This window comes from Pseudomonas abieticivorans, assembly GCF_023509015.1.
GTDB lineage: Bacteria > Pseudomonadota > Gammaproteobacteria > Pseudomonadales > Pseudomonadaceae > Aquipseudomonas > Aquipseudomonas abieticivorans.
The window spans coordinates 2,701,128-2,715,405 of sequence record NZ_CP094975.1 but is presented as its reverse complement, the minus strand read 5'-3'; the positions used below and the strand labels follow the sequence as shown (position 1 = coordinate 2,715,405).

12 protein-coding genes are annotated in these 14,278 nt (G+C 61.2%); 3 read left to right on the top strand and 9 right to left on the bottom strand.

Annotation, left to right across the window (positions count from 1 at the left end; translation table 11 throughout):
• The first annotated feature begins 65 nt into the window (after nucleotides 1-65).
• Nucleotides 66-1,406 carry a hemolysin family protein gene (locus tag L9B60_RS12205; protein ID WP_249678951.1) on the top strand — a complete coding sequence of 447 codons (1,341 nt, stop codon included), beginning with the start codon at nucleotides 66-68 and terminating at the stop codon, nucleotides 1,404-1,406.
• A gap of 45 nt (nucleotides 1,407-1,451) precedes the next feature.
• Here L9B60_RS12205 and L9B60_RS12200 read toward each other — a convergent pair whose 3' ends face one another.
• From L9B60_RS12200 to L9B60_RS12165, 8 genes are all read right to left on the bottom strand, one after another.
• Complete coding sequence (locus L9B60_RS12200; RefSeq protein WP_249678949.1) at nucleotides 1,452-2,351, bottom strand: peptidoglycan DD-metalloendopeptidase family protein; 900 nt, start codon at nucleotides 2,349-2,351, stop codon at nucleotides 1,452-1,454.
• 111 nt (nucleotides 2,352-2,462) lie between these two features.
• Entirely contained in the window at nucleotides 2,463-3,350 is an 888-nt protein-coding gene (locus L9B60_RS12195; protein ID WP_249678947.1) for a response regulator, read from the bottom strand.
• Between the two features lie 163 nt (nucleotides 3,351-3,513).
• Nucleotides 3,514-4,272: a phosphate signaling complex protein PhoU gene (gene phoU, locus L9B60_RS12190; protein WP_249678946.1), complete on the bottom strand. Its 759-nt coding sequence runs from the start codon at nucleotides 4,270-4,272 to the stop codon at nucleotides 3,514-3,516.
• Between the two features lie 117 nt (nucleotides 4,273-4,389).
• Nucleotides 4,390-5,223, bottom strand: coding sequence for a phosphate ABC transporter ATP-binding protein PstB (pstB, locus tag L9B60_RS12185; protein ID WP_249678945.1), 834 nt, complete (start codon nucleotides 5,221-5,223; stop codon nucleotides 4,390-4,392).
• 74 nt (nucleotides 5,224-5,297) lie between these two features.
• Nucleotides 5,298-6,914 carry a phosphate ABC transporter permease PstA gene (gene pstA / locus L9B60_RS12180; protein ID WP_249679722.1) on the bottom strand — a complete coding sequence of 539 codons (1,617 nt, stop codon included), beginning with the start codon at nucleotides 6,912-6,914 and terminating at the stop codon, nucleotides 5,298-5,300.
• Nucleotides 6,915-6,985: 71 nt separating this feature from the next.
• A complete protein-coding gene (locus L9B60_RS12175; RefSeq protein ID WP_249679721.1) occupies nucleotides 6,986-9,019 on the bottom strand; it encodes an ABC transporter permease family protein in 2,034 nt (677 codons plus the stop codon).
• Nucleotides 9,020-9,410: 391 nt separating this feature from the next.
• A complete protein-coding gene (locus L9B60_RS12170) occupies nucleotides 9,411-10,412 on the bottom strand; it encodes a phosphate ABC transporter substrate-binding protein PstS (protein ID WP_249678944.1) in 1,002 nt (333 codons plus the stop codon).
• A gap of 159 nt (nucleotides 10,413-10,571) precedes the next feature.
• Nucleotides 10,572-11,861 carry an MFS transporter gene (locus L9B60_RS12165; RefSeq protein WP_249678943.1) on the bottom strand — a complete coding sequence of 430 codons (1,290 nt, stop codon included), beginning with the start codon at nucleotides 11,859-11,861 and terminating at the stop codon, nucleotides 10,572-10,574.
• A gap of 326 nt (nucleotides 11,862-12,187) precedes the next feature.
• On the opposite strand from L9B60_RS12165, the gene L9B60_RS12160 reads away from it, so the two are divergent.
• Together L9B60_RS12160 and L9B60_RS12155 are read left to right on the top strand one after the other, a co-directional pair.
• Complete coding sequence (locus L9B60_RS12160; protein WP_093466337.1) at nucleotides 12,188-12,589, top strand: acyl-CoA thioesterase; 402 nt, start codon at nucleotides 12,188-12,190, stop codon at nucleotides 12,587-12,589.
• A gap of 90 nt (nucleotides 12,590-12,679) precedes the next feature.
• A complete protein-coding gene (locus tag L9B60_RS12155) occupies nucleotides 12,680-13,579 on the top strand; it encodes a D-hexose-6-phosphate mutarotase (RefSeq protein WP_249678942.1) in 900 nt (299 codons plus the stop codon).
• A gap of 85 nt (nucleotides 13,580-13,664) precedes the next feature.
• On the opposite strand, the gene L9B60_RS12150 is transcribed toward L9B60_RS12155, so the two are convergent.
• Nucleotides 13,665-14,198 (bottom strand): DUF3299 domain-containing protein, encoded by a 534-nt coding sequence (locus L9B60_RS12150; RefSeq protein ID WP_249678940.1) that lies wholly within the window; start codon nucleotides 14,196-14,198, stop codon nucleotides 13,665-13,667.
• Nucleotides 14,199-14,278 lie beyond the last annotated feature (80 nt).

Below are 14,278 nucleotides of genomic sequence, written 5' to 3'. Positions count from 1 at the left end.
GTGCCTGCACTTCAGGCACGGCACCACCCCCTTATTTCTGAAAACGGAACCCGTAAAACTCCATCATGGACCCTTCCCCCGGCATTACCCTCGCTTCCATCTTCGCCGATTTCGGCATGATTCTTTTTGCTCTGCTGCTGGTTGTACTGAACGGCTTCTTCGTAGCCGCCGAGTTCGCCATGGTCAAACTGCGCTCAACGCGCGTTGAATCCATCGCCGAAAAGAACGGCTGGCGCGGGCACATTCTGCGTACCGTGCACAGCCAACTCGACGCCTACCTCTCTGCGTGCCAACTGGGTATCACCCTGGCCTCGCTGGGCCTGGGCTGGGTCGGTGAGCCGGCTTTCGCGCACCTGCTGGAGCCGCTGCTGGGCGCCTTGGGCGTGCAGTCGCCAGAAGTGATCAAGGGTGTCTCGTTCTTCAGCGCCTTCTTCGTGATCTCGTACCTGCACATCGTGGTGGGCGAACTGGCGCCAAAATCCTGGGCCATCCGCAAGCCCGAACTGCTGTCGCTGTGGACCGCGGTGCCGCTGTACCTGTTCTACTGGAGCATGTACCCGGCCATCTACCTGCTCAACGCCAGCGCCAACGCCATTTTGCGTATCGCCGGCCAAGGCGAGCCTGGCCCGCATCACGAGCACCACTACAGCCGTGAAGAATTGAAACTGATCCTGCACTCCAGCCGCGGCCAGGATCCCAGCGACCAAGGCATGCGCGTGCTGGCTTCGGCCGTGGAGATGGGCGAACTGGAAGTGGTGGACTGGGCCAACTCCCGGGAAGACCTGGTAACCCTGGATTCCAGGGCACCGCTCAAGGAAATCCTGGCGATGTTCCGCCGCCACAAGTTCAGCCGCTACCCGGTGTATGACGCCGAGCGCAACGAGTTCGTGGGCCTGTTGCACATCAAGGACCTGCTGCTGGAACTGGCCGCGCTGGACCACCTGCCGGAAACCTTCAACCTGGCCGAGCTGACCCGCCCGCTGGAAAGCGTGTCGCGGCACATGCCGCTGTCACGCCTGCTGGAGCAGTTCCGCAAGGGCGGCGCGCACTTTGCGCTGGTCGAGGAAGCCGATGGCAAGGTGATTGGCTACCTGACCATGGAAGACGTGCTGGAAGTGCTGGTAGGTGATATCCAGGACGAACACCGCAAGGCCGAGCGCGGCATCCTGGCCTACCAGCCGGGCAAATTGCTGGTGCGTGGCGATACGCCGCTGTTCAAGGTGGAGCGCCTGCTGGGCGTGGACCTTGACCACATCGAGGCGGAAACCCTGGCGGGCCTGGTGTACGAGACGCTCAAGCGCGTGCCGGAAGAGGAAGAAGTGCTGGATGTGGAAGGCTTGCGCATCATCATCAAAAAGATGAAAGGCCCGAAGATCATCCTCGCCAAGGTGCTGCTGCAGGAATAACTCCACGCTCTTATGGGAGCAAGCTCTGCTCCCACATGAGCCCTGTTATTGGTTGCCCAGCGCAAAGTTGGGCAACGTCCCTACCGGCTGGTTGAAATCATACGGGATGGACTCCAGCGCCAGGCCTACGTTGCGCTGGATCACGAAATGCAGGTGCGGCCCGCTGCTGTTGCCAGTGTTGCCCGAGCGCGCCAGCGCAGTCCCGATGTTCACGTGCTGGCCTTCGCGAACGCTGACCGAGCCGTGCATCAGGTGCAGGTACACGCCCATGGTGCCGTCGTCGTGCAACACGCGCACGAAGTTGCCCGAGGGTTCACCACCCTGCCCGGCCATCTGATTGTTCTCGACCTTGACCACCGTGCCGGCCCGCGCCGCGACGATCGGCGTGCCTTCAGGCATGGCGATGTCCATGGCATAGCGGCCCTTGGGGCCAAAATGGCTGTACTTGCCGTTAGGCCCCTGAGTCAGCCGGAACGGCCCGCCCAGCCACGGCAAGGGGTAGCGATAGGCCCGCGGGGTGGCTGAGGGGTCGCCCAGGGCGTAGCGAAACTTTTGTGCGTAACGCACCGGCTGTCCGGGCTGCTGCGCCGTCAGCGTGGCCAGGGCCACCGTGGCGCGCGCTGGCACGATGCGGTGGATGACCTTGGGCTGGCTGCCGCGCACATTGCCCAGGCCGTCCAGGCGCAACTGGACCTCGACCGGGGCGAACAGCTCGTTACGGGCGGCAAAGGTGGTGGCACCATTGTGTTTTTGCACGTCCAGGTGCACCTGTTGCTCCAAGTGCTCAACCATCTGGTCGCGGAACACGAATACCTGCGCGTTGCGGGTGGGGCGGTCGGTGTAAGTGGTTACACCATTGGCGTCGGTGTATTTGTAGATGGTCGCGGCCGCAGCATGGCTGGAGGCCAGGAAAAGACCACAGATCAGGAGTGTGCGCAGCGGCATGGCGTTGGGTTCTGAGTAGCGAGCTGTGCCAAGCGTAGCACGGGTGAGGCAGTTGCCCTCACCCCAGCCCTCTGGGAAAGGGCTGGGGTGAGGGCCAGCAGGCGCCCCCGATCAAGCCCCAGGCACAAAGTGCTTCTGCACCGTACCCCGGGCAATCAACCGCGACAGGTAATCGAGCTTCTGCGCATCCTGGTCCACAAAGCGGAACGTCAGCTGTAACCAGTCGCTATCGGGCTTGGGCTCGAAGGCCACCACCGCGTGCAGGTAACCGTTCAGGCGAGCGATTTCGGCGTTATCGCCCTGTTCCAGGTCCAGCACGGCGCCTTCCAATACCTGTGGCAGGACCTCGCTGCGACGTACTACCAACAGCGCTTCCTTGAGGCTCAAAGCCTTGATGACGCATTGCTGGTTGCCGCTGGACAACCGCAACTGGCCCTGGCCGCGCCCACCTGACACGGGCGCCGATGTTGGCGCAACGCTCGCAGGGCGTGCAGCTGCAACAGGGGCCGCAGCCGGGCGCACGGCCTCGGCCTTGCCACCGGTCAACGCACTCAGGGAATCATTGGCGAACGCCGAGTTGGCGCGGGTAGGCGCGCTGGCCAGCAGGGTGTCGAGCTTGCCGGACTTGGTCAGCGCTTTTTTGACCTTGGTCAGCAGCTGTTCGTTGGTGAAGGGCTTGCCGACGAAATCAGAAACGCCGGCCTGAATGGCCTGCACCACGTTTTCCTTATCGCCCCGGCTGGTCACCATGATGAACGGCAGGGTTTTCATCGCGTCCTGCTCGCGGCACCAGGTCAGCAGTTCAAGGCCCGACATTTCTGGCATTTCCCAGTCGCACAACACCAGGTCGAAGCTATCGCGCATCATCAAGGCCTGGGCCTTGCGGCCGTTCACTGCGTCTTCGATCACTACGCCGGGGAAGTAGTTGCGCAGGCATTTCTTAATCAGATCGCGAATGAATGGCGCGTCGTCCACTACCAGAATACTGACCTTACTCATCGACCACTCCTCTAAAATCCCGGCAAGCATAGCGCTGACTGATGGCCATTTGCCAAATCTTGGGTCACGCCGGGACTTTTAATTCGCTCGCGGGTGCCTTGAATACGTGCGCCGCAAAACGAAAATGCCCGGCACGGGGCCGGGCATTTATTCTCGGGCAGTCTTACTTATCGCCCGGACCACCCAGAACATTAGCCTTTTTGGCAATGCCCTGAACCTCTTCGCTCATGCGTTTGAGGCCCAGGTGGCGCACGTCGGTGCCGCGTACCAGGTAGATCACCAGCTCCGAGATGTTGCGCGCGTGATCGCCGATGCGCTCCAACGAACGCAGCACCCAGATCACGTTGAGAACGCGCGAGATCGAGCGGGGATCTTCCATCATGTAGGTGACTAGCTCGCGCAGCGCGGTCTTGTACTCACGGTCGATGGTCTTGTCGTATTGGGCCACCGACAGGGCCAAGTCAGCGTCGAATCGGGCAAAGGCGTCCAGCGCATCACGGACCATGCTGCGTACCTGGTCGCCAATGTGCCGCACTTCCACGTAGCCACGTGGCGATTCACCCTCTTCGCACAGCTGGATGGCACGGCGGGCGATCTTGGTCGACTCGTCGCCGATGCGCTCAAGGTCGATCACCGACTTGGAAATGCTGATGATCAAACGCAGGTCAGACGCGGCCGGCTGGCGCCGGGCCAGAATGCGCAGGCATTCTTCGTCGATGTTGCGCTCCATCTGGTTGATTTGCTCATCAACGTCGCGCACCTGTTGGGCCAGGCCCGAATCGGCCTCGATCAGCGCCGTAACAGCGTCATTGACTTGCTTCTCGACCAGGCCGCCCATGGCCAGGAGGTGGCTGCGGACCTCTTCGAGTTCGGCGTTGAATTGCTGGGAGATGTGGTGCGTGAGGCTGTCTTTATCAATCATGGGGTCGCTCCGCGACAGCTTTGAGCTTCAAGCTACAAGCTGCAAGTGGTGATGTAGTGATTCAGAACTCCGCGCAGCTCCAACTTGCAGCTTGCGGCTTACAGCTCGAAGCTGCCGCTATCCATAGCGGCCGGTAATGTAGTCTTCGGTCTGCTTTTTCGCCGGGTTGGTGAACAACGTATCCGTGTCACCGAACTCGATCAGTTTGCCCATGTACATAAAAGCCGTGTAGTCGGAAACCCGCGCGGCCTGCTGCATGTTGTGGGTAACGATCACAATGGTGTATTTGGATTTCAGTTCGTAGATCAGTTCTTCAACTTTCAACGTAGAAATCGGATCGAGTGCCGAACATGGCTCATCCAGCAGCAGTACTTCCGGTTCCACGGCGATGGTGCGGGCAATCACCAGGCGCTGTTGCTGGCCGCCAGACAGGCCCAGGGCCGAATCGTGCAGGCGGTCCTTGACCTCTTCCCACAGCGCCGCGCCCTTGAGCGCCCATTCCACGGCCTCGTCGAGCACGCGCTTTTTGTTGATGCCTTGGATACGCAGGCCGTACACCACGTTCTCGTAGATGGTCTTGGGGAACGGGTTGGGCTTCTGGAACACCATGCCCACGCGACGACGCAACTCGGCCACGTCTTCGCCCTTGCGGTAGATGTTGTGGCCGTACAGGTTGATCTCGCCTTCCACCCGGCAACCGTCCACCAAATCGTTCATGCGGTTGAAGGTACGCAGCAGGGTCGACTTGCCGCAACCCGACGGGCCGATGAACGCCGTGACGCGCTGCTTGGGGATGGTCATGCCCACGTCGAACAAGGCCTGCTTGTCGCCGTAGAACAGGTTAAGGCCCGGCACATCGATGGCGACGGTTTCGTCGGCCATGTTCAGGCTCTGCTTGCTGCGGCCCAGGGCGCTCATGTTGATGCCGTGGGTGTGTGGTTCGTTCTGCATGGGTTGCTCCATACGCTCACAATTCGTTTCAGTTGACCGCCCTCCTTCGCAAGGGGGCGGTGCTTGCAATTCGATCAGCTATCCAGCGCCTTGTACTTCTCGCGCAGGTGGTTACGCAGGGCCACCGCCGACAGGTTCAGCGTCGCGATCACCATCACCAGCAGCAGCGCCGTGGCGTACACCAGCGGCCGTGCGGCTTCGACGTTGGGGCTCTGGAAGCCGACGTCGTAGATATGGAAGCCCAGGTGCATGATTTTCTGGTCCAGGTGCAGGTAGGGGTAGTTACCGTCCACCGGCAGCGACGGCGCCAGTTTCACCACGCCTACCAACATCAGCGGCGCCACCTCGCCGGCAGCACGGGCCACGGCCAGGATCATGCCGGTCATCATCGCCGGGCTTGCCATGGGCAACACGATCTTCCACAGCGTCTCGGCCTTGGTGGCGCCCAGGGCCAGCGAACCTTCGCGCACGGTACGCGGGATACGCGCCAGGCCTTCTTCGGTGGCCACGATCACCACTGGCACCGCCAGCAGCGCCAGGGTCAGCGAGGCCCACAGCAGCCCCGGCGTACCAAAGGTCGGCGCCGGCAAGGCTTCGGGGAAGAACAGCCGGTCGATGGAGCCGCCTAGCACGTAGACGAAGAAGCCCAGGCCGAACACCCCGTAGACAATCGCCGGTACCCCGGCCAGGTTGTTCACGGCAATGCGGATCAGCCGCGTGACAGGGCCTTGGCGGGCGTATTCACGCAGGTAGACTGCCGCCAGCACGCCAAACGGGGTGACGATCACGGCCATGATCAGGGTCATCATCACGGTGCCGAAAATGGCCGGGAAAATGCCGCCCTCGGTGTTGGCTTCACGCGGGTCGTCACTCAAGAACTCCCACACCTTGCTGAAGTAGAAACCCACCTTGGTGAAAGTCCCCATGGCGTTCGGCTGGTAGGCGTGCACCACCTTGCTCAGGTTGATCTCCACCTCTTTGCCGGTGCCATCGCGGGCGGTCAGGCTGTCGCGAGCAAACTGCTGGTGCAGGTCGCCCAGGCGCGCTTCGATGTCTTTGTAGCGGCCATTGAGCTCGGCGCGTTCGGCGTCCATGTCGGCCTGGGCGGCGGCATCCAGCTTGCCCTCCAGTTCCAGCTTGCGGCCATGCAGGCGCAGGCGTTCGAGGCCATGGTTGATGGCGCCGATGTCTTTCTTCTCCAGCGTGCTCAGTTGGCTGGCCAGGGCGGCATTGCGCTTGAGCCGCGCCTGCAACTCAGGCCAGGCTGCTTCGCCCTCGCCCACCACCTTGCCGTTTTCTTTTACGTTGACCAGGTAGCCGTAGAAGTTGCCCCACTCGCGGCGTTCCAGGGTCATCAGCTCGGCAGGCTTGGTCTGGTTGTTCAGCCAGTCGCCCACCACCCAGGTGAAGTCACTGCCGTAGAGGTCGCGGTTGCCGACCTTGATCAGCTCACGGGTCATGAACTCCGGGCCTTGCTGGGGCACCGGCAAACCGGCGCCCTTGAGCTGTGCACGGGGTACTTCTTCACGCTGTACCACTTCACCCACGACCACCTGGCTGGCCGCATTCGGCACATCGTAGGTGGCGTGCAGGATGTCGGCCGGCCAGAAGTGGCCCAGGCCGCGCACGGCGATCACGGCGAGCAGGCCGACGGTCATGATGACGGCGATGGACACTGCGCCACCGCTCATCCAGACACCGGGGGCGCCGCTCTTGAACCAGCTTTTCAGGGAATCCTGTTTCACGGATCTCTACCTTTTTACTAAAGCGACGAGTATTTCTTGCGCAGCCGCTGACGGATCAGCTCGGCCACGGTGTTCATCACGAAGGTGAACATCAGCAGTACCAGAGCGGCCAGGAACAGCACGCGATAGTGGCTGCCGCCGACTTCCGACTCGGGCATTTCCACCGCCACGTTGGCGGCCAGGGTGCGCATGCCTTCGAACAGGTTCATGTCCATGATCGGCGTGTTGCCGGTGGCCATCAGCACGATCATGGTCTCGCCTACCGCACGGCCCATGCCGATCATCAGCGCCGAGAAAATGCCTGGGCTGGCGGTCAGGATCACCACCCGCGTCAGGGTCTGCCACGGCGTGGCGCCCAGCGCCAGGGAGCCCAGGGTCAGGCCACGGGGCACGCTGAACACGGCGTCTTCGGCAATGGAGTAGATGTTCGGGATGACCGCGAAGCCCATGGCCAGGCCCACCACCAGAGCGTTGCGCTGGTCATAGGTGATACCCAGGTCGTTGGTGATCCACAGGCGCATGTCGCCCTGGAAGAACCAGTTTTCCAGGTGCGGGCTCATGAACAGCGAAAACCAGCCCACCAGCAGGATCACCGGAATCAAAATCGCGCTTTCCCAGCCGTCCGGCACGCGTAGGCGAATACCTTCCGGCAGGCGACTCCAGGCGAAACCGGCGACCAGGATGCCAATCGGCGTCATCAGCAACAGGCTGAAGATGCCCGGCAGGTGCCCTTCAAGGTACGGCGCCAGAAACAGCCCGGCGAAGAAGCCCAGGATTACCGTAGGCATCGCTTCCATCAGCTCGATCACTGGCTTGACCTTGCGGCGCATGCCGGGGGCCATGAAGTAGGCAGTGTAGATGGCGGCCGCAATGGCGATGGGTGCTGCCAGCAGCATGGCGTAGAACGCCGCCTTGAGCGTACCGAACGTCAGCGGCGCCAGGCTCAGCTTGGGCTCGAAGTCGGTGTTGGACGCGGTCGACTGCCACACGTATTTGGGCGAATCGTAGTTTTCGTACCACACCTTGTCCCACAACGCGCTCCAGGAAACCTCCGGGTGCGGGTTGTCGAGGCCCATGGGCAGCAGCTTGCCGCCTTCTTCGATGAATATACGGTTGGCCCGCGGCGACATGGCCAATACGCCTGGGCCTTGCGCTACCGGCTCGACCAGCAAGGTGCGGTGCGCGGTGCTGTGGAACACGCCCAGGTGGCCAGTGGCGTCCAGGGCAATGAAGCCTTTGCGACGCTGTTCGGCGGTGATATCGACGATGGGCGCGGTGCCCATCTGGAAGTCGCGGATGTGCTGCAGGCGCAACTCGCCATCGGTGTCACGGGCCATGAACCACTGGGCCAGGCCGCCTTTGGAGTTGCCGATCACCAACGAGATGCCACCCACCAACTGGGTGCTGGCCGTCACTTCGGCGTTGGCATCTTCCAACAGCTTGTAACGACCGTTCAGGCTCTTGTCGCGCAGGCTGAATACATCGGCCTGGGCACGCCCGTTTATCACGTACAACCACTGCTGGCGCGGGTCGATGAAGATTGCCTTCACTGCCTCGGTCATCTGTGGCAGCTCGATGCGGGCCTGCTCGTTGGTGGTCTCGCCGGTCAGCATGTTCTCTTCCTGCTTGAGCGACAGCACATGCAGTTGCGAACCGGTGGAGCCGGCCAGGATCAGGCTGGAATCAGCGATGCTGGCACTGACATGCTCCAGTGGCCGGCCTTGTTCATCCAGGCTCAGCGGCGTTTCACCGTAGGGGTAGTCAATGGCCGGGGTGATGGTTTTGACGTTGTCCGGGTAGGTGACCTTGTAGCTGTAATGCAGGATCAACGCGCTGCCATTGGACAGGCCGACGGTCACCAGCGGCGTGCCAGGCTGGTCTTCACCGATCGAGGCAATGCTGACACCGGCCGGGATCGGCAGGTCGACGCGCTTGAGTTCCTTGCCGTCTTCGGTGGCGAAGAACAATGCCTGGCCCTTGTCGGAAATCCGCAGGCCGACCATGTTCTGCTCTTCCAGGGCAATCATCAGCGGCTTGCCGGCATCCTGCATCCAGGCCGGGGTCATGGCCGCTTCCTGTTCCAGGTGCGCGCCCTTGAACAGCGGCAATACCACGTAGGCCAGGTAGAAGAAGATCAACGTGATGGCCGCGAGCACGGCCAAGCCGCCCACCAGCACGTACCAGCGGGTGAGGCGGTCTTTGAGCGCCCGCATGCGGCGCTTGCGTTGCAGCTCGGGCGTATTGAAGTCGATACGCGCCGGCGGAGATTTCGGGGTCATTGCGGAGTTGGCCAGATCATTCATGGGCACACCCTAGCGGCCTCGTATTACAGAAACATGACAGTGAGCTGACGCAACAATGTCTGCCGCCCAAGTATTCCTGGCAGCAAACGCTCACGCGGGGTGAATCAGACCCCTTTCAGGGCCCGATCCTGGGTCAATCTCAGTTCTTCACAACGCCTGCATTACCTTCGGCCAGGCCCAGATCAGCCAGGGCCTTGGCTGCCACTTTGGCAGGCAATGGAATGTAACCATCTTTTACTACAACTTGTTGACCAGCTTGCGACAACACCAGCTTCACGAACTCCGCTTCCAGCGGTGCCAGCGGCTTGTTCGGCGCCTTGTTCACGTACACATAGAGGAAGCGCGACAGCGGGTACTTGCCGTTCAGGGCGTTTTCCTCGGTGTCCTCGATGAACTCGGTGCTACCTTTTTTCGACAGTGCCACGGTTTTCACGCTGGCGGTCTTGTAGCCGATGCCCGAGTAGCCGATGCCGTTCAACGAGCTGCTGATGGACTGCACCACCGAGGCCGAACCTGGCTGCTCGTTGACGTTAGGCCTGAAGTCGCCTTTGCACAGGGCCTCTTCCTTGAAGTAGCCGTAGGTGCCCGATACCGAGTTGCGGCCAAACAGCTGCACCGGCTTGTTGGCCAGGTCGCCGGTCACGCCCAGGTCGCCCCAGGTCTTGACTTCAGCCTTGGCACCGCACAGGCGGGTGGAGGAGAACACCGCGTCCACTTGCTCCATGGTCAGGTGCTGGATGGGGTTGTCCTTGTGCACGAACACGGCCAGTGCATCGACGGCCACCGGAATGGCGGTGGGCTTGTAGCCGTACTTCTGTTCGAACGCCTGCAGTTCCACATCCTTCATCTTGCGGCTCATCGGGCCCAGGTTGGAAGTGCCTTCAGTCAACGCTGGCGGCGCGGTGGAAGAACCGGCGGCCTGAATCTGGATGTTTACGTTCGGGTATTCTTTTTTGTAGGCCTCGGCCCACAAGGTCATCAGGTTTGCCAGGGTGTCGGAGCCGACACTGGAGAGGTTGCCCGAGACGCCGGTGGTTTTCACGTAGGCGGGAATGCTGGGGTCAACTGCCGCTACCGCGTTGGCAGTGGCTACGCCGGCGGCGACAAAGGTCAGGGCCGCCATCAAACGTTTGATTGTCATACCTTGCTCCTGGCAAAGGGTGTGTTGGATGGAACGGGCCTGAGTATGTTTCGGCCGCGTGAACACTCTATGAAAGGAATGTGACAAAAGGATGACTGGCCATTACCAGATATTTCAGGAATGGCCAGCAAACGCGGGCATGGCGCCCGCGTGGAGGGGTCAGCGTTTCTTCGCCATCAGGTACAGGCCCACGAACAGGCCGATCAGGCAGATACCGGCCACGTAATAAGCCGGGCCCATGGGGTCGGACTTGAGCAGCAGGGTCACGGCCATCGGGGTCAGGCCGCCGAAAATGGCGTAGGCCAGGTTGTACGAGAACGAAAGCCCGGTGAACCGCACGACAGCCGGGAAGGCCTTGACCATTACGTAAGGCACCGCGCCGATGGTACCCACAAACAAACCGGTCAAGGCGTACAGCGGGTACAGCCAATTGGGATGCTCATGCAGGCTGTGGTAGAACACCCAGGAGCTGGCCATCAGCAACAGGCTGCCTATCACGAATACCCGCCCAGCCCCCAGCCGATCGGCCAGGGCACCTGCGGCCACGCAACCGATGCTCAAAAATACGATGGCCAGGCTGTTGGCCTGCAACGCTTCGCGCGGGGTGAACCCGTAAACGGTTTGCAGCACGGTCGGGGTCATCAGGATGACCACGATGATGCCGGCCGACAGCAACCAGGTCAGCAGCATCGAGATCAGGATTGCCCCGCGGTGATCGCGCAGTACGGCGCGCAACGGGATCTCTTCGGCCAAAGCCTTGCGTTGCTGCAACTCGGCGAACACCGGGGTCTCGTGCAACCAGCGGCGCAGGTACACCGACATCAGCCCGAATACACCGCCCAGCAAGAAAGGAATACGCCAGGCGTAATCGGCCACCTCGGTGGCGCTGTAAAGGCTGTTAATCAGTGTCGCCACCAGGGAACCGAGCAGGATCCCCGCCGTCAAACCCGATGTCAGCGTGCCGCAGGCATAGCCAACATGGCGCGCCGGCACATGCTCGGACACAAACACCCAGGCGCCGGGTACCTCACCACCAATGGCAGCGCCCTGGATCACACGCATCAGCAATAACAGGATCGGCGCCCATAGGCCGATCTGCGCATAGGTTGGCAGCAAGCCCATGATCAGGGTTGGCACCGCCATCATGAAAATGCTCAAGGTGAACATCTTCTTGCGCCCCAGCAGGTCGCCGAAGTGGGCCATCACGATGCCGCCCAACGGCCGGGCCAGGTAACCGGCGGCAAAAATGCCGAAGGTTTGCATCAATCGTAGCCACTCGGGCATGTCGGCCGGGAAAAACAGCTTGCCGACCACGGCGGCAAAGAACACGAAGATAATGAAGTCGTAAAACTCCAGTGCGCCACCTAGCGCGGAAAGCGACAAGGTCTTGTAGTCGTTGCGGGTCAAGGGGCGCGGCGGCTGCGCAATGCTTGAGGGCATGGAAGTCATGGGCGTCTTTCTCTTTATAGGCGTTTCGGCAGCCCTCACCCGGGCTGCGTGCGGCTTGGCAGGTGCGGCACCATAGCAAATTGCTTGAAAATGCACATGGATAGACTTAATCGGCGGTCAATATGGGCACCGAACGGTCGTTCTTGTTAGACGGGCTCTATATACTGGGCGGTAACAGAGATAGTAGAGAAAGGGCGTAGGGTATTGTGCGAAGACGTCGCTAGTTAGATAGCCGATTTCGCAGAGTTACCCTTGGAGCGTCTCCCACGGGACGTCAATGAACCGCGCCAACCAATGAAGAGTCATGGGTCAGAGGCACCCCAGGCATGATTGAACTCGAACAAGAAGACCCGATTCCACAAGGCGACCTGGCCTTGCAGATTACGGCTTTACCCCGCGAAACCAATGGCTTCGGCGATATATTCGGCGGTTGGCTGGTTGCGCAGATGGATCTGGCGGGCACAGCCATGGCGAGCAAGGTGGCGGGTGGGCGTGTTGCCACCGTCGCGATCGACCGCATGGCCTTCCTGGTTCCAGTTGCAGTCGGTGCACAATTGTCGTTCTACACCCAAACCCTGGAAATCGGCCGCAGTTCGATCCAGATGATGGTGGAAGTATGGAGCGACGACCCGCTGTCCAGCGAGTGGCGCAAAGTGACCGAAGCCGTGTTCGTGTTCGTCGCCATCGATGGCAGCGGCCGCACCCGCTCGGTGCCGGCGCGCCGCTGACCTGGCCTTCGGCAAATCGCACGCGGAAACCCGGCGGCGGTTTGCCGGTCTCATGTCTTATATATTGTCGTCAGGAAGCGAGAAGCGCGCATGTCTAACCCCCAGGTCGAATCGGTCAAACTCGATGAACTGAACTGCTGGCGTATCAGCCATGGCGGTGCGGAACTGTTGATTGCCCAGCAAGGTGCCCAGATCCTCAGTTACCAGCGCGACGGCGACCAACCGCTGATCTGGCTCAACGAGCAGGCCGTGTTCAAGCAGGGCACGCCGATCCGTACCGGCGTGCCAGTGTGCTGGCCGTGGTTTGGCAACTTTGCCCGCAACCCGCAGGCCGTGCAGGCCATGCGTACCGCCAATGACGAAGCGCCGGCCCATGGCCTGGTGCGGGCGCAGGAATGGCAATTGCTGGGCATCGACAGCTCCGATGGCAACCTGCGCGTGGACCTGACCTTGCCCGAAACCAAGGGCAAACTGCCGGGCTGGCCGCACTCGGTAGAGCTCAAACTAAGCATCGAGTTGGGTGACAAGCTAGTGGTCAAGCTGAGCACCACCAACCTGGGCGACAGCGACGTGAGCCTAAGCCAGGCGCTACACAGCTATTTTGCCGTGAGCGACGTGCGTGACGTGAGCGTGCAGGGCGTGGATGGGCTGAACTACATCGAGACCCTGGAAGGCTGGCAAACCCGCACGCAAACTGGCGACCTGCGCTTCAGCGGCGAAACCGACCGCATCTACCAAAAGGCGCCGAAGCAACTGAGCATCATCGACCCGACTTGGAAGCGACGCATCGAGATCACCAGCGAAGGCTCGAATTCTGCGGTTATCTGGAACCCGTGGATCGATCGCGCCGCGCAATTGAGCGACATGGCCGACGACGGCTGGCAGCGCATGCTGTGCATCGAGACGGCCAACGTGATGGATGACATCGTCACGTTGCTGCCCGGTGGGTCGCATACGCTTGGGTTTACGTTGACCAGCTATCCGCTTTGATCGCGGCGCCTGGTTCGCGGATGAATCCGCTCCTACAGTAGGAGCGGATTCATCCGCGAACCAGGCGCCAAGGCTTGCCCGGCGATTACAAATCTGATTCGACGACCACTCGCACCTTCTCCGCATCCATCGCATAGGCCGCATCGGCCATGTCATTGCTGACTTTCTCGACCTTCAACTTACCGATTGCCCACAGCGGCGTGTAGATGTCGTCCAGCTTCAGCCCCTTGGGGTAGCGGATCAGGATCATCTGGTTGGGTGGCGGTGGCGGCACGTGGATGCAGGCGCCTGGGTAAGGCACTAGGAAGAACGAGGTAGCGCGGCCCTTGGCGTCGGTTTCCAACGGCACTGGGTAGCCGCCAATGCGGATTTCCTTGCCGTCCATTTCTGGCACGGTCTTGGTCGAATACATCACCGGCGCCAAGCCCTTGCTTTGCTTCAGCCCACCTTTATGGGTGAAGTTGCCGTCGCCTTCGGGGGTGTTGTGAGTGATTTCCGGCATGGCTTCGAGGGCTTTCTGATCTGACTTGGGCATCAGCGTCAGCCAATCGGTTTCTGGCAGCTGGGCATGGGCCAGGCTGCTGCACAGGGCAAGAGCAATGAATAAAAGGCGGCGCATGGAGGACTCGACAAAATATGACTTGGAAAGAGTCGAGCATTCTAGCCCTCTCTGCGGCGCAGCAGAGAGGGCCCAGACCA